This window comes from Cytobacillus eiseniae, from assembly GCF_017874625.1.
In the GTDB taxonomy this organism is placed as follows: domain Bacteria; phylum Bacillota; class Bacilli; order Bacillales; family Cytobacillaceae; genus Cytobacillus; species Cytobacillus eiseniae.
The window spans coordinates 22,392-46,309 of the sequence record NZ_JAGIKZ010000021.1; the positions used below are offsets into that span (position 1 = coordinate 22,392).

The 23,918-nt window shown below is 38.9% G+C and carries 21 protein-coding genes and 1 pseudogene; 13 read left to right on the plus strand and 9 right to left on the minus strand.

Annotation, left to right across the window (positions count from 1 at the left end; translation table 11 throughout):
- The first annotated feature begins 2 nt into the window (after positions 1–2).
- The 9 genes and pseudogenes from J2Z40_RS14905 to J2Z40_RS14945 all read left to right on the plus strand — a co-directional run bounded on the left by J2Z40_RS14905 (position 3) and on the right by J2Z40_RS14945 (position 10,647).
- Positions 3–944, plus strand: coding sequence for an ABC transporter permease (locus J2Z40_RS14905; protein WP_066397158.1), 942 nt, complete (start codon positions 3–5; stop codon positions 942–944).
- A gap of 24 nt (positions 945–968) precedes the next feature.
- Positions 969–2,018, plus strand: a complete 1,050-nt coding sequence (locus J2Z40_RS14910) for an asparaginase (RefSeq protein ID WP_066397156.1) — start codon at positions 969–971, stop codon at positions 2,016–2,018.
- Between the two features lie 5 nt (positions 2,019–2,023).
- Positions 2,024–4,045: a dipeptide ABC transporter ATP-binding protein gene (locus tag J2Z40_RS14915; RefSeq protein WP_162840500.1), complete on the plus strand. Its 2,022-nt coding sequence runs from the start codon at positions 2,024–2,026 to the stop codon at positions 4,043–4,045.
- Positions 4,046–4,151: 106 nt separating this feature from the next.
- Positions 4,152–5,345 (plus strand): M20 metallopeptidase family protein, encoded by a 1,194-nt coding sequence (locus J2Z40_RS14920; RefSeq protein ID WP_066397152.1) that lies wholly within the window; start codon positions 4,152–4,154, stop codon positions 5,343–5,345.
- Between the two features lie 368 nt (positions 5,346–5,713).
- Positions 5,714–6,172, plus strand: coding sequence for an Rpn family recombination-promoting nuclease/putative transposase (locus J2Z40_RS14925; protein WP_066397149.1), 459 nt, complete (start codon positions 5,714–5,716; stop codon positions 6,170–6,172).
- A 562-nt stretch (positions 6,173–6,734) separates the two neighbouring features.
- Positions 6,735–7,205 carry a UPF0158 family protein gene (locus tag J2Z40_RS14930; RefSeq protein WP_066397148.1) on the plus strand — a complete coding sequence of 157 codons (471 nt, stop codon included), beginning with the start codon at positions 6,735–6,737 and terminating at the stop codon, positions 7,203–7,205.
- 478 nt (positions 7,206–7,683) lie between these two features.
- On the plus strand, positions 7,684–8,217 hold the full coding sequence (locus J2Z40_RS14935; RefSeq protein ID WP_209795157.1) for a hypothetical protein: 534 nt from the start codon (positions 7,684–7,686) through the stop codon (positions 8,215–8,217).
- 303 nt (positions 8,218–8,520) lie between these two features.
- Positions 8,521–9,166: pseudogene (locus J2Z40_RS14940) on the plus strand (transcriptional regulator).
- Between the two features lie 371 nt (positions 9,167–9,537).
- Positions 9,538–10,647, plus strand: coding sequence for a M24 family metallopeptidase (locus J2Z40_RS14945; RefSeq protein WP_066397143.1), 1,110 nt, complete (start codon positions 9,538–9,540; stop codon positions 10,645–10,647).
- 45 nt (positions 10,648–10,692) lie between these two features.
- Here the strand turns inward: J2Z40_RS14945 and J2Z40_RS14950 are convergent, their stop codons facing one another.
- The 9 genes from J2Z40_RS14950 to J2Z40_RS14990 form a co-directional block, all read right to left on the minus strand.
- Positions 10,693–11,409, minus strand: a complete 717-nt coding sequence (locus J2Z40_RS14950; RefSeq protein ID WP_066397142.1) for an ABC transporter ATP-binding protein — start codon at positions 11,407–11,409, stop codon at positions 10,693–10,695.
- Positions 11,406–12,176 (minus strand): ABC transporter ATP-binding protein, encoded by a 771-nt coding sequence (locus tag J2Z40_RS14955; RefSeq protein WP_066397135.1) that lies wholly within the window; start codon positions 12,174–12,176, stop codon positions 11,406–11,408. Before J2Z40_RS14955 ends, J2Z40_RS14950 begins: the two co-directional genes overlap by 4 nt.
- Positions 12,177–12,204: 28 nt before the next feature.
- A complete protein-coding gene (locus tag J2Z40_RS14960) occupies positions 12,205–13,176 on the minus strand; it encodes a branched-chain amino acid ABC transporter permease (protein WP_066397132.1) in 972 nt (323 codons plus the stop codon).
- A 2-nt stretch (positions 13,177–13,178) separates the two neighbouring features.
- The gene (locus J2Z40_RS14965) at positions 13,179–14,084 is read right to left on the minus strand and encodes a branched-chain amino acid ABC transporter permease (RefSeq protein WP_066397130.1); all 906 of its coding nucleotides are present in this window, start codon (positions 14,082–14,084) and stop codon (positions 13,179–13,181) included.
- A gap of 119 nt (positions 14,085–14,203) precedes the next feature.
- On the minus strand, positions 14,204–15,346 hold the full coding sequence (locus J2Z40_RS14970) for a branched-chain amino acid ABC transporter substrate-binding protein (RefSeq protein ID WP_066397128.1): 1,143 nt from the start codon (positions 15,344–15,346) through the stop codon (positions 14,204–14,206).
- Between the two features lie 393 nt (positions 15,347–15,739).
- Positions 15,740–16,981: an NAD(P)/FAD-dependent oxidoreductase gene (locus J2Z40_RS14975; protein WP_066397126.1), complete on the minus strand. Its 1,242-nt coding sequence runs from the start codon at positions 16,979–16,981 to the stop codon at positions 15,740–15,742.
- Positions 16,978–17,310, minus strand: coding sequence for a (2Fe-2S)-binding protein (locus J2Z40_RS14980; protein WP_066397123.1), 333 nt, complete (start codon positions 17,308–17,310; stop codon positions 16,978–16,980). Before J2Z40_RS14980 ends, J2Z40_RS14975 begins: the two co-directional genes overlap by 4 nt.
- On the minus strand, positions 17,303–17,578 hold the full coding sequence (locus J2Z40_RS14985; RefSeq protein ID WP_066397120.1) for a (2Fe-2S)-binding protein: 276 nt from the start codon (positions 17,576–17,578) through the stop codon (positions 17,303–17,305). Before J2Z40_RS14985 ends, J2Z40_RS14980 begins: the two co-directional genes overlap by 8 nt.
- A 196-nt stretch (positions 17,579–17,774) precedes the next feature.
- Entirely contained in the window at positions 17,775–19,430 is a 1,656-nt protein-coding gene (locus J2Z40_RS14990; protein ID WP_066397117.1) for a sigma-54 interaction domain-containing protein, read from the minus strand.
- Between the two features lie 201 nt (positions 19,431–19,631).
- Here J2Z40_RS14990 and J2Z40_RS14995 point away from each other — a divergent pair, with 201 nt between their 5' ends.
- The 4 genes from J2Z40_RS14995 (at position 19,632) to dapA (ending at position 23,904) form a co-directional block, all read left to right on the plus strand.
- On the plus strand, positions 19,632–20,807 hold the full coding sequence (locus J2Z40_RS14995; protein WP_066397114.1) for an NAD(P)/FAD-dependent oxidoreductase: 1,176 nt from the start codon (positions 19,632–19,634) through the stop codon (positions 20,805–20,807).
- A complete protein-coding gene (locus J2Z40_RS15000) occupies positions 20,804–21,844 on the plus strand; it encodes a proline racemase family protein (RefSeq protein WP_066397112.1) in 1,041 nt (346 codons plus the stop codon). Before J2Z40_RS14995 ends, J2Z40_RS15000 begins: the two co-directional genes overlap by 4 nt.
- Positions 21,841–22,782, plus strand: coding sequence for a proline racemase family protein (locus J2Z40_RS15005; RefSeq protein ID WP_066397110.1), 942 nt, complete (start codon positions 21,841–21,843; stop codon positions 22,780–22,782). The genes J2Z40_RS15000 and J2Z40_RS15005 overlap by 4 nt, the downstream gene beginning before the upstream one ends.
- A gap of 225 nt (positions 22,783–23,007) precedes the next feature.
- Positions 23,008–23,904 (plus strand): 4-hydroxy-tetrahydrodipicolinate synthase, encoded by an 897-nt coding sequence (gene dapA, locus J2Z40_RS15010; protein ID WP_066397108.1) that lies wholly within the window; start codon positions 23,008–23,010, stop codon positions 23,902–23,904.
- Positions 23,905–23,918: the final 14 nt, after the last annotated feature.

The window sequence follows — 23,918 nt, forward strand, 5'->3', positions numbered from 1 at the left end:
ATATGAAAAATAATGAACAGTTATTAAATGGGGAACTAACAGATGATTTGTTTGAAATAGCTGGTAGGAGAGCAGAGGATAGCGAGAAGATTCAGCGCCCTCCACTCTCTGCGTTTAAGGATAGCTGGATTAGACTTAGAAAAAACAAAGGGGCAATAGTAAGTTTAATTATTTTGGTACTCATTTTAATCTTAGCTATTTTTGGACCTTATATGAATGAATATAAATACTATGAAACAGACTATTCAGCTGCTTACCAGCCGCCAAGTAGTGAGCATTGGTTAGGTACCGATAAATTTGGACGGGATCAATGGACGCGAATTTGGGAAGGGACGCGAATTTCTTTATACATTGCCGTTCTCGCCGCTTTCCTTGACCTCTTAATAGGCGTTACATATGGGGCTGTTTCAGCATTAATAGGCGGAAAAGTAGATAATGCTATGCAACGGGTTATTGAGATTTTAGTTGGAATTCCAAATTTAATTATTATTATTCTATTAATCATGCTTATGAAGCCGGGTATTTTGACAATTACCATAGCTATGGTAATTACTGGTTGGGTAAATATGGCCAGGCTGGTGAGGGCGCAAATTTTTAAATTAAAGGAACAGGAGTTTGTTTTAGCGTCAAGATCCCTCGGTTCAACGAATAAACGATTGATTCTTCATCACCTTATTCCGAACACGATGGGGTTAATCGTTATCAATATGATGTTTACGATTCCTTCAGCGATTTTTACAGAAGCATTTCTAAGCTTTATTGGTCTTGGATTACAGGAACCACTTGCCTCTTTAGGGGTACTAATCAATGATGGCTTCCAAGGTATGAGAAACCATTTTTACTTACTTCTCTATCCTGCGATCGTTATTGTTGGAATTATGGTTAGCTTTAATATTTTAGCAGATGGTCTACGAGATGCATTAGATCCAAAAATGAGAAAATAACTTCTTAGTCAGTGAGGGATTGTCATGGAGAAACCTATTAAAGTTTATCGTGGAGAATATTTAGAAAGTACTCATAACATACATGTCGCTGTTGTCAATGTAAACGGAGAGCTGCTTTATTCATATGGTGATCCGAATAGATTTACATTTCCGAGATCATCGATGAAACCTTTTCAAGCTGTTGCTGTTGTCGAAACAGGAGCAGCGGAAGCTTATGATTTTGAGGCAAAAGATCTTTCATTAATCTGTGCTTCACATAACGGAGAACCTTTTCATAGAAATCGTGTTGCAAATATTTTAGAGAGAATTCAGCTAAATGAAAGTGCTCTTCAATGTGGCACACATATCCCAAGAGATATCGATAGTTATAATGAACATATTAGGAATGGCGGCGAACTTACTTCTGTTTTTAGTAATTGCTCGGGAAAGCATTCTGGAATGTTGACTGCAGTCGTTCATATGAATGAAGAAGTAAATACGTATAGGGAAATTTCCCATCCGCACCAACAGCGAATTTTGGATGTGATTGAGTATATCTGTGATTTTCCAAAAGATAAAATCAAAATAAGTGTAGATGGATGTGGTGTACCTGTTCATCAGCTTCCTTTGAAAAATACTGCCGTGGGCTTTGCTCGACTAGCAAATCCTCAATCATGGGAGTCTACAGATCGAGCGCGTCATCTAGAAAGAATTCGTCAAGCAATGACAAAGCATCCTGAAATGGTTGGCGGAACGAATCGCTTTGATACAGATCTAATGAAAGTATTTAACGGTAGATTAGTAGCAAAGGCAGGAGCCGAGGGTGTTCAATGTATTGGTGATGTGGAGACAGGCCTAGGAATTGCTATTAAAGTTGAGGATGGAAATGGCCGAGCAACAAGTGTTGCATCCATGGAAGTGCTTAAACAACTAGGAATTTGTGATGAGAAAAAATATAAGGAGCTGTATCAATACGCAAATGCTCCTGTACTAAACGCAAGAAAGGATAGGATCGGCCGAATTGAAGCGGGATTCCAACTTAAGGAAGTGTCAAGGGCGTCTGACATAATCTCTAGTTCAGAGCAAAGGAAGTGATGGATGTGGAAACATTACTAAAAGTAAACAATCTCCATGTTTCCTTTAGTACATATGCAGGAAAAGTTCAGGCTGTGAGGGGAGTTAACCTATATTTAAAAAAAGGGGAAACATTAGCAATTGTGGGGGAATCCGGCTCTGGAAAATCGGTAACCTCCAAAAGTATTATGAGGCTACTCCCTAGTAACTCTGCCCAAATAGAGGATGGAGAAATTCTTTTTGAGGGAAGAGATTTAGCTAATTTGCCTGAAAGGGAAATGGAAAAGATAAGGGGTTCTGAAATCTCGATGATTTTTCAGGACCCAATGACCGCGTTAAACCCTACGATGACAATTGGAAATCAAATTATAGAAAGTTTATTAATTCATCAAAAGTTAAATAAGACACAGGCGCTGCAAAAGGCTATTGAGCTTTTGAAGCTAGTAGGAATACCAAATGCTGAGACAAGGGTTAAACAATTTCCACATCAATTTTCTGGTGGAATGAGGCAGCGGGTAGTCATTGCAATTGCACTTGCTTGTAATCCAAAGGTACTCATTGCAGATGAGCCTACAACTGCTTTAGACGTAACGATTCAAGCCCAAATCTTAGATTTAATGAAGGATATCCAGAAAAAAATGGGTACTTCTATTATCATAATTACTCATGACCTTGGCGTTGTTGCAAATATCGCCGATAGAGTAGCTGTGATGTATGCAGGGAAAATTGTAGAAACAGGTACTGTTGAAGAAGTATTTTATAACCCACAGCATCCTTATACTTGGGGGCTTCTAGGCTCCATGCCAAACATGGAAACAAAAGAGGACTTAATTGCTATTCCCGGTTCACCACCTGATTTAATTAATCCCCCAAAGGGAGATCCTTTTGCAGAGAGAAATGAGTTTGCTTTAAAAGTTGATTATTTACGTGAACCTCCGATGTTCAAGCTTACTGAAACACATTATGCTGCCACTTGGCTCCTTCACGGGAAGGCACCTAAAATTGAAAGACCATTAAAGTTAGATAAAAAGAGACTAACAGTGACAAAACCGGTACAAAAGGATGCAATAGAAATAACGGTTCCAAATGAACCTTTAATAGAAGTAAAAAACCTAAAGAAGTATTTTAATATTGGTAAAAATGAACTGTTAAGAGCCGTGGACAATCTAACATTTGATATTTATAAAGGGGAAACGTTAGGGTTGGTTGGCGAATCTGGTTGTGGGAAATCTACTACTGGAAGAACGTTAATGAAATTATATGAAGCTACTGAAGGTGAAGTATTATTTCAGAAAGAAGCAGTACATGGAAAGAAGAATTCCTCTGAATTGAAGCAGTTTAACAGAAAGGTTCAAATGATCTTTCAAGATCCGTATGCTTCGTTAAATCCAAGGAAAACGGTGGCAGATATTATTGCAGAAGGCATTGATATTCATGGTTTAGCAAAAACCAAAGAGGACAGAAGGCAAAGGGTATATGAGCTCTTGGAGACAGTCGGATTAAATCGAGATCACGCAAACCGATACCCGCATGAATTTTCTGGTGGTCAACGGCAAAGAATCGGTATTGCACGTGCTTTAGCGGTAGAACCTGAATTTATTATTGCTGATGAACCAATTAGTGCATTAGACGTATCCATTCAGGCACAAGTAGTCAATCTGATGAAAAAGTTGCAGAAAGAACGTGGCCTTACTTATTTATTTATTGCTCATGATTTGTCAATGATCAAGCATATTAGCGACCGTGTGGGCGTTATGTATCTAGGCAGTATGGTGGAATTAGCAAGTTCTGATGATTTATATAATGAACCATTACATCCATATACCCAAGCGTTATTGTCTGCCGTGCCTGTCCCAGATCCTATGAGGGAAAAGTCCAGAGAACGTATTATATTAGAAGGAGATTTACCAAGTCCGAGTAACCCGCCAAGTGGATGCCGTTTTCGAACACGTTGTCCACATGCCATTGAAACCTGTGCCAAAATGGCTCCGGAATGGAAGGAAGCAAAACCGAATCATTGGGTAGCCTGTCATATTATTAATAGTTAAATAGAAATGTAGCGGCGTTTTGGTGAGTTTTTTGGAATTTTAGTTGCGAACAGTGTATCAGAAATTTGCGAAGCTATTTTTGGTTCTGTAAGGAGAATGGGTAAAGATGGTTAATATTGATGAAATTAAATTAAAACAAGAGCTTTTAAATAAATTGATAGAAATTCGTCAGCATCTTCATAAATATCCAGAACTCTCGTTTCAGGAATACCGGACGTGTAATTATATTGGAAATGTTTTAGAAGAATGGGGGATTCCATATAATCAAATTGGCGATACAGGGATTTTTGTAGACATTATCGGTGAAAAGGGAGAGGGTCCTCATATTGGAATTAGAGCGGATATCGATGCCCTTCCGATTCTAGAACAAACGAATCTTCCGTTTGCATCTACTCATCAAGGAGTGATGCATGCATGTGGGCATGATGGCCATACTACCATTCTCCTTGGAACGATTTATCAGCTTTTTAAATATAAGAGCAAATTGTCCGGGCGTGTCCGCTGTATTTTCCAGCCTGGTGAGGAAGCGGATGGTGCTGCAGAAAAGTTAATTGAGTTAGGAATACTGAATAATCCCGCTGTAGATTGTATGCTAGCTTTGCATTTATGGCCACATTTGCCACATGGGACAGTCGGTGTGAAATATGGAGCAATTACAGCATCATGCGATAGTTTTGTCATTGAAATTGAAGGAAAGGGCGGCCATAGTGCACGGCCTCACAAGGCGATTGATGCAATAACAATCGGATCACAGATTATTCAATCACTCCCTGCTTTAGTCACAAAGTTTAGTAATCCAGTAGAACCTCTCGTTATTCATGTAGGGAAAATTGAGGGGGGAACAGCAAGTAATGTCGTTGCTAGCCGAGTAATGTTAGAGGGAACGACAAGAGCGGTTACTGTTGACACGAGACAACGGATAAAAAATCAATTAATTAATCTAAGCGAAGGTATTGCAAAGTGCTTTGGGGGTAAAGTTGTTGTTCAGTATAAAGATGGGCATCCAGCAGTGATAAATAACGAGTGGGTAACGAAAACGCTGCAGGGAGCGGCAAGTGAAATTCTCGGGTCTGAAAACGTTGTTGAACTAGTAGAAACTTCTATGGGTGCAGATGATTTTGGGGCCTTCGCTGAAAAGGTCCCAAGCACTTATTTTCGGCTTGGGATAGCTAAGGAAGGGAAACTGGCCTTTGATTTACATCATCCGAAATTTGAATTTGATGATTCAATCATCCCGGTAGGAGTTCAAATATTTACGTTTGTAATATTAAGTAGATTGCAAAGGGGATTGGATTTTTAAAGCAGCTGAATTATAGAATTTATATTAATCTAGTTACTAGGGGCTCTCTGTGAAGAGGCTAATGGTCGAGATACAAGAGAATAAAATTGAAAAATTATAAATTGATATTACTTCAAATGCTGTGAAATATTTACAGCATTTTTTACTTTTATTAAAAACATTTAAGAGTATTTGCTCACAATTAGGTATGTGTATGTCGGTCTGCCTTATTTCAATGTGCTGGTTCCTATCCTACTACACACAATCTAACTAAAAATCCCTTATAAAAACAGGAACAATTGTTTGTTTTACTGTTATATTATTAGTAGACATACATCCGCGGTTTATCCTCTAATTCGTTAAAAAGGGTGTGTTAAGATGTCATTAGTATGTTAGCCCGTGAAATCCCCAATCAGTATATTCACCACGACCAATTGTTCAAGCAGTTAATCCACACTTTTTTTTCAGAGTTTTTAGAAGCCTTTTTTCCAGAAGTACATCATCATATTGATTTTTCTTCAATCAAGCCGTTATCTGAAGAAATGTTTACCGATCTTATTGAAGGAGAGAGTAGAAAAGCAGACATAGTGATTGAAGCAAAATTGAAGGGGGAGGAATCACTCATTATCATACAGGTTGAACCTCAGAGCTATGGACAATCAGATTTTAATGAGAGAATGTATCATTATTTTAGTCTGCTTTATAATAAGTATAGAAAACCAATCGTGCCTATTGCCGTATTTAGCTATGACGATAATCGATTTGAGCGTAATAATTTTACAATGAGCTTCATGTTTTTTCATGTTATCCTTTCATTTTTTAAGCTTGAATTACGAAAGGTGAATTGAAGGGACTATATTTATTCAAATAATCCCGTTACTGCTGCTTTATTAAGTAAAATGGGCTATACCATAAGAGAAAGAGTGCTGGTGAAAAGTGCACTATTGGATGTCCCAAATTGTTTCCCAGTCAATTTCAAATGTGTAATCACATTTAGTGCAATAAAACTTTGCACTTCCGAAATTCTCCTTTTTTTGCTGTTTATTTTTCCTTTTCCCTATTAGCTATTCCCCCTTACTCTTGATATTCTCTTAATCAATGTGGATATAATACTATTATACATAAATTTATTCGAGGGATATGAATGAAAGAATATGAACGATTACAAAGGGAAAACCAATACCTAAAACAGTTATTGATGAAGATAATGCATAATCAAAGCACTACTGACTTTAATAAAATAGTTACTAAAATGTCAAGTGGGAGTAATGAGTAAAAACCTGCATGTGAATTGGAATGGCAAAAACCGATTTGCAGGATATAAAGCGATGGGGTATGTAACTGGCAATGAGGAATCGGTGACGGAGCAGATGAGGCTGTTTTAATTATATTTATTCATTAGAAGGGAGAATGTTAATTTTGACAGTACAACTTCAATATTTAATTGATGAAATGGATATGCAGTTTGAAGGGATAAATACCTATTTAAATCGAATGACGGGTAAAATCATTTCAGTATCAGAAGAAAATCTTCGAACGGCTGAGGAAGAAGACTCCATTGAACATTTGCCTGAATGGCAACAGGAGGAACTAGAGGATGCTGTCGATATAATTAACAACTTTGATAATTACGAGCAACTTCCAACAACATATGAAATAAATGAGTATGATATGCTAGAGGATTTTTGTTATAGTCTTCGCGATGGGCGAAATAAAGATATTCTAATAACCGCTATTCAAGGAAAGGGTGCGTTTAGAAGATTTAAAGATCATATTTTGCAGCTAGGAATTGAAGAAGAATGGTACACTTACCGTAATGAGTGTTACAAAGAACTAGCTATTGAATGGTGTAAGGAACATGGGATAAAATGGGTTGAGTAAATTTTAATATAATAAATTGCGCGGGGTCGAACGACTATATAAAGAAGTAGAATATCTCTTACACTTTAAGTTGATGAGATGGTAAAAATAAATATTCAGGATTAGCCATCTCCATTGTAGTAGTGCCTAATCCTATTTTCTTTAATAAATATGGCCAACGAAAGTTTCGGACCGGTGGATTAATAGAGGAATATATAATAGAACGTACATTTGTTGTGTGTTATAATAATCTTATAAATTTAGAAAGGGGTATGATAATACAAGTAAAAGAATGAAGTTAAGAAAATCTTTAATAGTATCAATCCCCTTACAAAAAGTTCCATCCGCGAGATCGTAATTGTAATATTTACCAACACTTCTTAGCTAAACCCCTATAGAATAAACTCTAAATTCAAAGTAGATCTAGATGCACCCTTTTTATTTAAAATCTTTAATTAAAATTCTGTTTAATAAATACTAACTAATTGAGGTGAATAAATTGGAAAAGGAAATTATGGATATGCTTATAGCAATGAAACAAGAAATGACAGAAATGAAACAAGAAATGACTGAAATGAACCAAGGTTTAACGGAAGTAAGAAATGAAATGAATCAAGGTTTAACGGAAGTAAGAAATGAAATGAACCAAGGTTTAACGGAAGTAAGAAATGAAATGAACCAAGGTTTAACGGAAGTAAGAAATGAAATGAACCAAGGTTTAACAGAAGTGAGAAATGAGATGAGTCAAGGTTTAACAGAAGTAAGTAATGAGATGAGTCAAGGTTTAACAGAAGTAAGAAGTGAAATGAATCAAGGTTTTACAGAAGTAAATAAAAGATTGGATAATGTAGAAAAGAATATCAGTGAAACATTTTCTGCTGTACGTGGTGGTTTTCTTGATCAAGATAAAAAGTTTGAAGAAGTTGATAAAAATATGAAAGAAATGAAAATACCTGAGACGAAGTTGGGGTTCATAACTGATAAGTTGATCAAATTAGAGGAGGATGTTTACACATTAAAGCATCGTTCATAAGTGAGTTAAGTTCCGTTTGTTAGATTCATTGCTCCAAGAGTGTAAAATAAAGACTTAATTATCATATTGACTTGTGAACTGATTACTAAAATATCTCCAACTTTCAGGCTGGAAATTACTTCCACACACCCTCTATGCCTCACCTCTCAAAATTACCATTTCAAATAGAGTCTATTCGAACTCAAAAACAAAAATAGTCAATAAAGCCGCTTAATCATTTCAACACCATATATCATCATTAGGGTGTTTGTATTGAGGTGGCTTTTTTACAAAAATAAATTGGAAAGGAGCATTTATGTGTCGATGTTCCGTTTTGAACAAACATTTGAAGAGTGGATGGAGGATAATATAGCCAAAGAGAAAAATCACAGAAGACGAGAAATTCTTGAAAAGGGCTTAGGTCATGGAACTATAGAATTTCTACGATTGGTATGGTTCCGGACTGTTGGGAATTTCGATCATTTGTATCCTGAATGGGAAGTGCGTGATTTTAATAATGGGTATCGTTACTTAGATCTTGCTTATATGCCCGGGAGAGCGAAAGGAGGTATTGAAATTCAAGGCTTTGGTCCCCATGCAAGGGATCTTGACGTAAGGCGATTTAAGGATTTATGCTGGAGGCATTCTTTATTAGCGCTTGATGGTTGGACGTTTTTACCTATAGCATATTTATCAATTAAAGATGAACCTCAAAGATGTCAACAGCTTATTCTTTCGTTTATTGGAAAGTTCATCTCAACTGATGTAGAGTCACAATTGTCTTGGCTTGAAGCAGAGGCAGTGCGGTTTGCACGCAGATTGATGCGTCCAATAACTCCTCTCCGAGTTTGCCAACCATCTCAGGATAAGTGATCGTCATACTCGACGCATTTTGCATAAATTAGTCGATTTTCAAATTATCACAGTTGTGAGTGGGAAAGAGAGAGCAAGATCCTATAAGATTAAATAAATTATAATCTCTCAGTTTAGTGGACAGAGATTCCGTTATTACTATAAAATTCATCCATTTGATCGTATTAAAGGACACTCAATCCGTTATTTGCTAAAAATTCATAAGAATTATCCCTCATATTGACTAATAACGGAACCATAGTCCGTTATCTACTAAAAACCATCCTTATTTACAAATATAACGGATCTACAGTCCGTCTTATCGGAATTAAGGACCCCCAATCATTTAGAAACCATAAAAATAATAGCGAAAGCCTAGCTTCATACTAAAGATAATCTATTCCTGGCATAAATATTGCATAATTAAATTAAGTAAGGAGGGAAATTGAAAAGCCAAGGAACAAATAAACGCTAAAGGGTGGATTTTATATGAATGAACAATATCAAAACAGATTAGATACATTAACAAATTATTTGGAAACTCTACAAGTAGAGTTGGCTATCATTAAAGATCCTAAAAATGTTTTCTACTATACGGGTTTTTATTCTGATCCACATGAGCGGTTTATGGCATTAGTGATTGATCTCAAAAAACAAACAAAATACTTATTCGTTCCTTTGCTAGATTTGGAAATGGCGGAGGGAGATTCGTATATTAAACAAATTGTTCCGGTTTCAGACGAGGTGAATCCATATCAAGTATTAAAAGCTTCAATCGGTGAAGGTTTTAATTTATTCGGACTTGAGACAAAGGTAATCTCTTTATTCCAACAGGAGCAGCTAAATGGGTTTTTCGGACAATTCAGTTATCAAAACATTGGTGAGTTTATTTCAAGACAGCGAATGAAAAAGTCGCAAGAGGAGTGCAATAAAGTTCAGCATGCGATCCATATCATTGAAAAAGTTATGGCAGAGGGAATAAAAAAAGTGAAAGAAGGGATGACTGAGCAAGAACTTACAGCAGAACTAGAATATTTAATGAGGAAGTTTGGTGCAGATGGTCCATCGTTTTCATCTATCGTACTTTCAGGTGCTAATGCTGCCTTACCGCATGGACAACCGGGGAGTAAGACGATTAATAAAGGAGACTTTTTATTAATTGATATGGGTGTCATCGTTAATGGCTATTGTTCAGATATTACTCGTACGTTTGTTATAGGGGAAGAGACGGCTAAGCAAAGAGAGATTTACAATACCGTCCGTCACTCGACTCAAGCAGGAGTAGAAGCGTCAAAAGCAGGCATTCCCATTGGAGAAATTGATATTGCCGCCCGAAATGTCATTAAAGATGCTGGCTATGGACAATACTTCAATAACCGTGTAGGTCATGGCCTCGGGATGGATGTGCATGAAGAACCCTCTATACATGAAAATAATCACGCTTTAGTAGAAAGTGGCTTGTTATTTACGGTGGAACCTGGCATTTATATCCCGGGATATGGTGGAGTGCGCATTGAAGAAAATGTCTATATAGATGAAAACGGAAAAGGGAAGGTTCTAACTTCCTTTCCAACAGAATTAATGCGCATTGGGAATTAATGAAACAGAGAAAAACAGCATATCGATGATGCTGTTTTTCTCTAATTAAGCCCCTAAATAAGCCTTAATAATTTTATCATCCTCACGCAAAACTTCAGCAGAATCATGCATGACAATATTGCCAATCTCGATTAAATAGCCTCTATTTGCTAAGCGAAGGGCAGCTTTGGCATTTTGCTCAATTAATAGAATGGTTGTGCCTTGTTCATTAATTTCCTTGATAATCCGCATGATCTCCTGGACGATTATTGGGGCAAGCCCCATAGAAGGCTCATCAAGCATGAGAAGCTTTGGATTGCCCATCAGTCCGCGGCTAATGGCAAGCATTTGCTGCTCTCCGCCGCTTAAAGTGCCAGCCAGTTGTTTGGATCGCTCTTTTAAGCGTGGAAAAAGATCAAAAGAACGTTCGATACCTTCTTTTATCCACTTCTTATCTTTTCTAAATGTAAATGCCCCTAATTCTAAATTCTCAATAATCGTTAGTCCGCTAAAGATTCTTCTTCCCTCTGGGATATGGATAATGCCAGATTCGACTATTTTATGTGGAGGCACGCCAACAATGTTTTTGCCATTCCATTCAATCTGTCCTGACTTCGGCCGGATAATGCTTGAAATTGTTTTTAAGGTCGTGCTTTTTCCTGCGCCGTTACTGCCTAATAGCGCAACGATTTCCCCTTCATAGATTTCAATATTAATATTATTTAAAGCATGGATTTTTCCGTAATAGGAATTGACATCAGTTAATTTTAACAATGGCTTCAAATGACATCCTCCTTCCCTAGGTAGGCTTCAATGACTTTTTCATTATTAAGCACTTCTTCAGGGCTGCCTTCTGCTATTTTACAGCCATAATCAATAACAGTAATTTGTTCAGAGATTTGTTTGATTAGGCCCATATCATGTTCAATCATTAATACAGTAATATTGTATTCATCGCGAATCCGCCTAATCAGCTGAATTAAATATTGCTTTTCTTCATAATTTAACCCGGCAGCTGGTTCGTCCAAAAGCAAAAGTTTCGGTCTAGTTGCGAGTGCGCGAGCAATTTCTAAGTAACGTTGTGCACCATAAGGCAGATTTTTCGCTGCCCTTTTTGTATACTTTCGAATGCCGACAAAATCAATGCATTCCAGTGCAACTTCCTCTATTAATCTTTCTTCTTCCCTTTGACTTTTTGTTCGAAGCAAAGCACCCCATACCGTTTGCTTCGTTCGGCAATGCATACCTGATTTGACATTATCTAATACAGTTAGATTTGGAAATAAGCGAAGGTTTTGAAAGGTACGTGCCATTCCGAGTGTCGTGATCTGACTAGGTTTCCGGTTGACTAAACTAATGCCGTCTAATTCAATCGCTCCGCTTGTAGGCCGGTAAAATCCTGTAATCATGTTAAATACAGACGTTTTTCCAGCACCGTTTGGACCGATGATGCTAGAAATAGAGTTTTTCTCAACCGTAAAAGATAAATCATTGACAGCAATTAATCCGCCAAACTGTAGTTTCAACTGATTGACTGTTAACAAAGACATACCTGTCCCCTCTCTTTCGAACGTAAAATTACTTGGATATAGAAATGGATTGATTGGGATCCTCTGTTTCGATATCGTCCACATCTTCTGTGTTATTTTTCGTTGGCCAAATGCCTTGAGGACGGAAAATCATCATAATGACTAAAGATACACCGAATATTAAATAGCGCCAATCCTCTACCCCTCGTAATAGTTCAGGGAGAATAATGACAAGGGCTGCCCCTATAACGACCCCTGGAATACTGCCAAGTCCCCCTAGTACAACAGCAAGAAGAATCATAACGGACTGAAGGAAGCTAAAGCTTAATGGCGCAATTGCACTCATCTTGACAGCAAAGATGGATCCTGCAAAGCTGCCGATGACAGCACCTGTCGCATAGGAGAGCAGCTTAAGCTTGATTCGATTAATGCCCATTGCTTCAGCCGCATCTTCATCCTCACGAATATACACCCATGCCCTTCCAATCCGAGAATGGCCTAATCGATAAACCGCTATAATGGAGATAATAGCAACAATCAAAATTAAAAAGTAGAAATCCTTCTGTGAGGCCATTATATAGCTGCCAATCGCTGGTCTCGGTATCCCATAAATACCAGAAGCGGAACCGGTGATTTCCAAATTCGTCGCCAATATTTTTACGATTTCACCAAAGCCTAGTGTAACAATGGCTAAATAATCACTTCTTAAGCGGAGGGTAGGTGTACCGATGATAACCCCTGCGATTGCTGCAAATAGAAAAGCGACAGGAAGAGTTAACCAGAATGACCAGTGAAAGGTTGTCATTAATATGGCTGTCGTGTATGCACCAACAGCAAAAAATGCTGCATAGCCTAAATCAAGCAAACCAGTATAACCAACGACTATGTTTAAGCCTTGCGTGAGTACAACGTAAAATAGAACGAGTGTTAACACATCCAACCAATAACTATTTAAAAGAAAGGGCAGGATGAACATACAAATGACAAGTAGAAAAAGGGAAGGCTTCTTATACTTTTTCATATTTACATCCTCTCCATTTCTTTGGCTCCAAGGATCCCTGTAGGTTTAAATACTAAAAATAGAATGAGAATGCCGAATGCGAGCACATCCTTCCAGGAGCCCCCCATATAGAAAGTACCGAAAGCTTCTAGGATGCCTAGAACGAGTCCGCCGAGCATCGCACCAGTAATGTTTCCAATTCCGCCAAGAACTGCTGCTGTAAATGCTTTTAACCCAATGGTAAAACCCATTAAAAAATTGATGGTTCCATAATAAATGCCTGACATAATGCCTGCCCCTGCTGCTAAAAATGCACCAATGAAGAAAGTGAGGGCAATGATGCGGTGTACATTGACTCCCATTAAGCTGCAGGCTGTTTGGTCAAGTGCAATTGCACGCATGGCTTTTCCATAAATGGTTTTATCAATAAATAACCGAAGTCCAAGCATTAATAAGGCGGAAAGAACGATCATTCCCATTTGTGCAAAAGAGATTTGGGTGCCCAATAGTTGTATACCGTCATTTGGCAGCTTAATAGGGTACACTTTATAGGATGCACCCCATCCAATCATGGAAGAATACTCCAGTGAAAGAGAGACACCGATAGCGGTAATGAGAATAGAAAGCCTTGGAGCGAGCAGCAAAGGTCGATAGGCAATTCTTTCGATTCCCATTCCAAGAAAGCCGACAATAATCATCGTACCGATAAAAACAACGCCAAGACCCAATATGCCTGTATTGACACCCCCATCACCAGTAAATAAAGAAAGGAGGGTAAACCCGACGAAAGCACCAATCATGTATAAGTCCCCATGTGCAAAGTTTAGTAGTTTAATAATTCCATAGACCATTGTGTAGCCCAATGCGATTAAACTGTAAAAAGCCCCAATTACCAGCCCATCGATAAGTACTTGAAAAAAGATTTCCATATTAATTATCACTCTCCTTAGTATGCTTGCTGTCAGATATTGGGGAGGTTAACGATGCGCGAGCAGCGATGTGGCCGCTTAAAAAGCTATTTAAGCGGCCGCAAAAAACTGCTTGAATCCTATTTTTCTAAAGTGAATTCGCCATTTACGACCTTCATGATATGGAAGTTTGATTGACTTAACGTATTTTGCTCGCTAAACTCGATGACCTGGCCAATTCCTTCAAAGCCCTTAGTGTCCTTCAATGCCTTTTTCAATGCTTCAAATTCTGTTGATTCAGCTCTTTTTAAAGCATCTGCTAATAGGTTTACCCCATTGTTTGATAGAGCAGAGAATGGTCCAGGAGATAAATCGTATTTGCTCTTATATTCTTCGACAAATGCCTCTGCGCCAGGGATAAAGTTAGCAGTAGGTGTGGCTGTTACTAATAAGTCATTTGCATTTTCGGCACCAGCGATCGAGATAATATCAGGAGAATAGCTTCCATCTCCAACCATGAAGAAGCCTGGCACTCCTTTTTCTTTAAATTGCTTCAGCATTAATCCGCCTGCTGCATAATAACCAGTGAAATACGTTCCATCTGGATTAAGGGATTTAAGCTTGGTCATTAATGATCCAAAATCCTTTTCTTCAGGGTTAATTGCTTCAAAGCCAATGACTTTGCCGCCATTTTCTTCGACTGATTTCTGTGCGAAATCGGCTAAATTTTTTGCGTAAGCAGAGTTATCGTGAATAAGAACAATGTTTTTTGCCCCTTTATCATTGAAATAGTCTGCGCCTGTTTTTGCTTGGTCAGGGACAAGTCCATTAATCAAAAATAAACTATCATAACCTTGCTCAGGCAATTCGGATGAATTGGCTGCAGCAACGATCATCGGAATGTTTGCATTATGGAACACCCCTGATGCAGGGAGGGTGGAACCTGAGCAGTACCCGCCAACAACAGCAACAACCTTTTTAGAAACAAGCTTATTTGCTGCAGCTGTAGCTGTTTGTGGGTCACAAGCATCGTCGGCGACTTCAAGCTTTAGCTTTTTATCTAATACACCGCCATCATTATTGATTTTCTCGACGGCCATCTCCATTGCATTTAACATGTCTTTCCCATCTGTGGCGTTATTTCCAGTGACAGGTAATAAGACGCCGACTAAAATCTCACTGCCACTATTTTTCCCACCAGAACTGCTGTCACTTGAGCAAGCACTTAGAAGAAGCGATAGGAATAGGATGAAACCGATTGTTACAATTGAATATCTTTTCAAATGAAATCCCCCCTAATAATGATTTTTCTAAGACAAAGCGTTCGTTCGACCTTTGTTATATACTGCTACGAATCGATCACCTCCTTTCAATGTACAATAGGGATTGATTGGCAGATAATTATTAAGATTGATTATTCCGATATTATAAAATTTTCAGAAAATAACGGACGCAATGGATGAGACAAGGCGTTCCTTCTACACTTAAGAAGCAGTAAATCCTTTTGTACTTAAGTTTTCCATTCGTATGACTGATCATGGTTAAAATGCTAGAATTGAATTTTGTTTTTTACAAGGATGGATTTGTATGAGGAAAGTGAATTTAGGTGTAGTGGTCTTCACCAATGAATAGAGCGAAGACCATTGAATTTCGTATTTGGCTAGTTTGTAATAAATCTAGCCAATCTTGACATCATCATATTCATTCTGCTTTTTAGTATAAAGTTCCTCCCATTGTTCATATATTTTTTTTCTGCCATCATTAATTTCAGGATGAAATTGAATGGCAGCTTGTTCGCGGACTGTACGGACATTTTGTACAGCTTGCTGTAGAAGATCATCAATTATTCCACCTTTTCCAGCACGCTTTGCGATGGAGTAGCCTGCCGTCGTTCCTTGTGCCATCGCAACTTTGCCACTCTCAATGCCAGTAATATTTCCAGCGACAAATAGTCCATCAAGTGGTGTCTCCATAATTTCCGAATGATGTGGAACATGTCCGCCAAGTTCAGGTATGTATTGAAATGGACAGCCGGCAACAGCTGCGAGCTCGGCAAGCGGGTATAATCCTCCAGCAATACAAACGAAATCAGCTTCATAGATCTTCTCTGATCCAAGAATAATTTTTCCCTCCGCATCAATATCAGCTACACGTACGCCTTCAACCTGTTGATCCCCGATAATTTCCACTGCTGCTTTTCGAAGGAGCAGTGGGGTACCATTCATTTTTACCCCATTTTTCGGGAAAAATTTGATTGCCATTTTTCGAAGGCCATCACTTTTCATTAAACGGCCACCAAGGCGCAAAAATGAAGATGGAGCCAATTTGGATGCATCTGTAAGAGATTTTAGTACCTCATTAGGCACACCAGCTTTTCCACTTAGTGGTCCTTTCTCAGGTAGAACAATCCGTTCTACGTGAATCCCCGCTAGTTGTAGTTCATTTAAGATTGCAAAGGCTAGAATATTAGCTCCAATAATGATTCCCTTCTTGCCAACTTGCACACGGTGGACATTGGTCATGACTTGTGCTGCCCCAATGGACATGACCCCTGGGAGTGTCCAACCGGGAAGGGGGATGGGGTATTCTGCCGCCCCTGTAGCAATTAAAACAAATGATGCCGACAATGTGCCTTTATTCGTATGTACACTCCATTTATTAGCCTCTTTCTCTAAATTATATACAGAAACACCACAGCGAATATTGACAGAAAGATCTTGTGCCTCTTTTGTTAGACGATCTGATTCTTTTATGCCATTCCACCATTCACCTGATGGTTTTTCATGGAGCTGTCCAAGTAGTCTCCCGCCTGGTTTAATAAATTCATCAATAACGACCGTTTTAAGCCCAGATTGAGCACAAGCAATAGCACCTGCCAATCCAGCTGGCCCTGCACCAATCACAATTACATCAGTCATTGCTGCTCCACCATCCTTTTAACGATATTCGGATGTTGTTTTCCGCTCTCAACTATCATGTTATTTTCTACGACCGTTAGGCATGCACGGATATTGACCTGATTATTGACGGTCACACGGCACTCCATACAATGGCCGATATTACAATAGAAACCTCTTGGTGTTCCACTTTCCTCATGAACCCGCAGTGTTCTGACACCATTTGCTAATAAGGCTGCAGCGATGGTTTCATTTTCATATGCCTCATATGTTTTATCGTTGAATGTAAAAGATATGCGCTTTCTATCTTCTGACTTTCCTAATATTGGATGATTGATAATTCTATTCAATGTTATCACCTACTGTTCCAAATGATACTGGTCGGATTGGTGGCTGGTATTTTAATGGGATTTCTGCTTGACTTATGTTTGGAATTGCACTTTCAACGATTCGATCCACCGTCACTCTGCAAGTTCGCCCACCGCAAAAGCCCATACCTGCTCGCGTTCTTAACTTTAATTCCCGTGCTGTGCATTGGTGTTTTTCCGCAGTAGATAGAAGTTGGCCATATGTAACCTCTTCACAACGGCAGATAATCACTGATTCAATGTTGTTCATTTGGAATCCTCCTTCATTTTTATCGCAGATTCACGGGCTGTAAGAAACTAATTCAAGAAGTCTTTTGAAAAAAGTTTAAGGAGGGGATGAAGAAAACCCCCAACTGATTGAAGTTCACTTTTATAAAATCCAGCTTCAGCCCACATATTGCTATTAAAGTACTATGCAAAAATCGTACCAAATGAAAGGGAGTATCCTATGATAAACCAAGCCTCTTTAGACGGTTATAGAGGGTAGCCCTTGTTATACCTAGCTTTTTCGCACAATCAAGTTTATTGCCATTAGCCAAATTTAATGCTCGCTTCAGCACCTTTTTTTCATGCTGATCCATTTCATCCTTTAATGATAGAAGAGGATCGTCTTGTACTTTAGTAGGGCTAGGCATTTCGAACGCATCTTGAACAACATCTGCCGAATGGGGATTGAATGGCAAGTATTCACCTCTAATCACGCCATCTGTTGCGAAGACGACGAGACGCTCAACTACATTGCGAAGCTCCCGAACATTCCCAGGCCAGTTATAACGCAGCATTTCCTGCATGACTTCTTGTGAGAACTGATGAATGGGTCTTTGATAACGCAATGAAAAGTCATTTAAGAAGGAATGGGTCATTTCAAAAATATCTTCGCGTCTTTCTCTTAATGGAGGGATATGGATATTAACTACATTTAAACGGTAATATAAATCTTCACGAAATTGCCCTTCGTTCATCTGTTCATGTAAATCTTGATTCGTAGCAGCAATTACACGGAAGTTCGTTTCTATTTCCTTTTCTCCACCAACTCGGTAAAACCTGTGCTCCTGCAAAACCCTTAGCAGTTTCACTTGCATATCGAGAGGCATTTCACCAATTTCATCAAGGAAAAGGGTTCCGCCCTTTGCCAGTTCGATTTTCCCCTTTTTCCCTCTAGGATCGGCACCAGAAAAGGCACCCCGTTCATAGCCAAATAATTCACTCTCAAATAAGGAGGACGGGATCGCTCCACAATTTATTGAAATAAAAGGTGCCTTTGTTCCTTCACTAGCTTCATGTATGGCTTTTGCAAATACTTCCTTCCCTACCCCACTTTCCCCAAGTATTAATACCGTGGATTTAACCGTGCAGACCTTTTTAGCTAACTGGATGGTTTTTTGTAATTTCGCGCTTGTTCCTTTTATTAGATTAAATGGGTCAACATGATCTTTGTACTTGGCAACCTCCTGCTCTAATCGATGTACTTCAGTTGACATATTAAATAATTTTTCATTTAGAACGACTTGGTTAGTCACATCTGTTTCTGATACGACTGCACCAATAATTTGTTCGTTAAAATAGACGGGATTGGAGTTAATAAGGACAAATAAATCAGAACGAGGCTGATGATGGTGACGTGTAATACTCTTCCCTTTATGTAATGTTTGCAGAATCTCAAGATCTTCACGTTTGAAAAAGTCTGTGATCGGACGGTCGATTATTTCCTCTTGTTTAACGGAAAAGAGTTTCTCTGCTCCATCTGTCCATGTACGGACATGCTCCTTTTTATCAATGACTGTTACGGATGCGTCTGTTGTTTGAATGACTGTTTCATAAAATGCCTGTAATTTTTTATATGAATCACTTAAAAAGCGGATTACCTGTGATGCAGAAAGACTTCCGATCGGGCAGCCATCTGAATCAATGACAATCGTTACCGGCTGATAGTGAAAGGCTTCTAGTAAACAATCAAAAGAATCATTAATTGTAATGACCAAAATAGGAGAATTGGATGATTTTAAATGATATTTCCCATCCTTTTGCACAATTTGCTCTGTAATGGCTGTATTGACTAGCTCGTTTTCAATTAAATCCTTGATCAATGGCAGATCGAACAAGGGACTCCCTCCTCCATGTGTAAAAAAATATAGACACTGTATAGATTATTATACACTGGATTATAAAAGATTCTTAATTTTTAGACAGGTGGTAAACAAATAAATGATAGAACAGAAAAATAATCAATCGATTGAGTAACCATTTTTTTGGCACATAATTTGCATTAATAAAAGTAGGTGATCTATAAGGAGGGACTTTTTTTGATACATAGCGATGTATTAGTCATCGGTGGCGGAATTATTGGTTGTTCAATTGCCTACTATACTTCTAAATCTGGAAAAGAGGTAACGATTCTCGAGAAGGGGGAATTTGTAAGCGGAACATCATCAAGATGCGACGGGAACATATTGGCTATCGATAAAGATCCCGGGTTTGACAGTCAAATGTCATTAGTTAGTCAGCAATTGATTGCGGATTTAAGTAAGGAAATTCCACATACATTTGAATATCGTGCCCCAGGAAGTATTCTTGTCTGCGAGTCAGAGGAAGAAATGGAGGCAGCGCAAAAATGGGTGGATCGTCAAAAGGCTGCTGGTTTGCCGTTTCGAATGCTGGACAGACAGGATATACGTCAGGAATCGCCATTCTTTGCGGATGATTTATTAGGTGGTTTAGAATGTGCGACAGATTCAACGGTTAATCCGTATCTCCTTGCTTTTTCCCTGTTAGAGGAGGCAAAGAAGTTTGGTGCAAAGGCTTATAAAAAAACGGAAGTTAAGGAAATGAAGGTTGAAGGAGATGGCACATTTATTGTCGAGACATCGAATGGCGTCTTTACTGCGAATAAAGTGATTAATGCTGCGGGAGTATGGGCACCTAGATTAGGAGAAATGGTTGACCTGTCCATTCCGATTCAACCTAGAAAAGGCCATATTATTGTAGCATCTAGACAGCAGCATGTCGGTTCAAGAAAGGTGATGGAGTTTGGCTACTTAATTTCTAAATTTGGCGGGCAGCGCCGTGTGGATCCTTTAACGGAAAAGTATGGAGTGGCACTCGTTTTTGAACCAACGGAAAGCCAAAACTTTTTAATTGGCAGCAGCAGGGAGTTTGTTGGATTCAATACAAAAGTGAACAACAAGGTTTTAAAATGCATTGCCAATCGAGCGATCCGTTTTTATCCGAAAATGGCCGATATGATGGTGATTCGATCCTATGCAGGCTTGCGTCCGTGGACAGAAGATCATTTGCCTATTGTATCAAAGGTGGATCATATTCCTAACTATTATATTGCAGCTGGTCATGAGGGGGATGGCATTAGCCTTGCTGCTGTGACAGGGAAAGTAATCGAAGAGATGATTAATGAGAAGGAAACTTGTATTCCTGTCGAGCCGCTAAGCTTTACCCGTTTTACAGAAAGGATGTTGGCGAGATGAAAGCAGATCGAGTCTTTACAACGATCGATACACATACAGGTGGCAATCCAACAAGGACAGTCATTAGCGGACTCCCTGCGTTAAAAGGGGGAACGATGTCCGAAAAAATGCTCCATATGAAGAAGGAGTATGATTGGATTCGCAAGTTTTTAATGAATGAACCAAGGGGGCATGATGTCATGTCGGGGGCACTATTGACTGATCCCTGTCATCCTAATGCTGATATTGGTGTGATCTATATTGAAACGGGTGGATATTTGCCAATGTGTGGGCATGACACGATTGGTGTGTGTACGGCTTTAGTAGAATCAGGATTAATTCCTGTGAAAGAGCCAATTACTTCGCTTAATTTAGATACACCTGCTGGTTTAGTAGAAGTGAAAATAACGGTTGAAAATGGCAAAGCAATCGAAGTGTCTTTTTGCAATATCCCCGCTTTTCAATTAAAAAGAGTGTCTGTAGATGTGGAAGGAATTGGACAAGTGGATGCTGATATTGCCTATGGAGGCAACTTCTACGCCATAATCGACGCAAAATCAGTTGGATTGGAATTAGTACCTGACAACGCATCGGTGATTATTGAAAAAGCAATTAAAATTAGAAAGGCAATTAATGATGAAACAGAGATTGTTCATCCAGAACATCCCTTTATTAAGGGATTAACTCATGTTGAATTTTTTGCAGATCCAACCAATGAAAAGGCACATGTGAAGAATACGGTCGTAGTTCCCCCTGGTGGAATTGACCGTTCACCGTGTGGAACGGGTACATCTGCAAAATTAGCGGTGCTTTATTCTAATCAAGAAATTGGGATTGATGAAGAATTCATACATGAGAGCATTGTAGGTTCTTTATTTCGTGGACATGTGCTTGAGACGACAGATGTTAATGGTGTATCAGCCGTTGTAACGAGAATTGCAGGATCTGCATGGATCATGGGCATGCATAAATTCTTTTATAACGAAGAAGATCCGCTTAAGGAAGGATTTCTCCTCATTCCCCCAATGGAGGAACATGAAATGGAGGACGTGAAATGAAAATTCAGAAGGCGTATACAGCAACTGATGTTCACGTGGCTGGAGAGGCATTTCGCATTATTAAAGATGCCCCTTTTATTCATTATCAGAGCTTGGAGCAGTTAAATGAGCAATTTCCTCATGTATATGCAGATGAGATTGCTCTTTTACTAAATGAACCCCGTGGATTTGCTGGCTTAAATGGCTGTTTAGTCGTTCCTTCGTTTAGTCGTAAGGCAGATGCAGCGGTCGTATTTTTCAACCATGAAGGAATGGTTCCTTTACAGTACGGGGGAGTAGTAGCAGTAATTACTGCTTTGCTGGAGTGTGGCCAGTTGCCTTTAAAAGAATCCAATGAATACAAACTGGAAACAGCTAGCGGCATCATTTCTGTTCGAGCAGTAGTAGAAAATGATGAGGTTATTTCAGTAAAACTAGAAAGCAAGCCATGTCAAATTGTTCAAATGAATATTCCTTATAAAGATACACATTATTCTCTTGTTCAAGCAGATCAATTATATGCTATTTTCAAAAAAAGTGATGTTCCTTTCGAGCTGCAAATGGAAGATTTAACTGAGGTACAGAGATGGGGGCAGGAAGTAAACAAATCTCTAAGTTCAAACCAATTGATTAAAGGAGCGATTCTGCTCGATGATTCATTATTGCCAAATGGCCGTATCAAAACGGTTACCTTTCGAAAAGATCATTTTATTGTCCGTTCGCCAGGGTTCGGCACAGCTGCAGCATGCTATGCAAGCCTCCTTTTTAAGGGCGAATTCACTATGAAACAACCGTTTAAAAATGAAAGCATTTTTAATAGCTTCATAACCGTTCAATTAGCTAACCAATCAGAGGAAGGCTATCAGTTTGCATTCACAGCCCGCGGATTTATTACGGGGATGCAGACATATGTGCTAGATCCGACAGATCCGCTGGCTGCAGGCTTTTTATTAAAATGAACCTTCTATGCTAGTGTTTATAGATTGACCTGTAATTATCGAAAGTGGCCGGTAAACGATCGAAAGTGACGGATAACTTCCGAAATTGGCCGGTAAATCATTGAAAGTGACGGGTAACTCCCAAAAGTGACCGATAACCATCGAAAGTAGCTGAAAAATCATCTGAATGAGCTGATAAAGTATAGTTTATTGCTAAATATACGTAAAAAAAGGAGGAAAATTATAATGACAGCAATTAGAGGTGCATATCCCGTATTAATTACACCGATGACAGAGGCACAGGAGATTGATTGGGGCGGAGTCAAAAATAACGTCAATTATTTCGTCAATCAAGGGGTTGCAGGAATCGTAATCAACGGCAGTACAGGTGAATTTGTCAGTCTATCAAAAGAAGAAAAGTTCCAAATGGTTGAAACCATATTGAAGGAAGTAAATGGCCGGATTCCAGTCGTTGTTGGTACTGCTGCCGAAACAACGAAAGAAACAATTGAATACACAAAGCAGGCTGAGGCACATGGAGCGGACTGTGCATTAATTATTAACTCTTATTATTGTAAGCCAAAGGAAAATGAAATCTATTTCCACTATAAAGAAATCTCAAAAGCGGTGAATCTGCCAATCATGCTTTATAATAATCCATTTACATCTGGCGTGAACATGAGTACGGAATTAATGCTCCAGATCGGAAAGGATTGTGAGAGAGTCACACATATTAAGGAATCAAGCGGAGAAATTGCGAAGGTAAGAGATCTTGCTAGAAAAGGAAAAGGAGATTTTGAAGTTTTCTGTGGGGCAGAAGAGCTTGTGATGGAATCGTATTTAGTTGGTGCAACAGGCTGGATTTCGGTAGCAGGAAATATTGTGCCGAAGCTTGTAACAGATATGTATCAGCATTTCCAAAACGGCGAGCTGGAGGAGGCTTGGGCAATCAACGATCGTATTCTTCCGCTTTGTTCCTTCCTTGAAGGATCAGGAAAATATGTGCAAATTGTAAAACGAGCTATGGAGCTTACAGGTCAAGCTGGTGGTCCAGCGCGTTTCCCGCGTTTAGGATTGTCACCAGAAGAAGACCAGCATTTAAAAGAAATTCTAGCAAATCTATCTATCGGTACGCACGTATAAGAAACAATAAATGA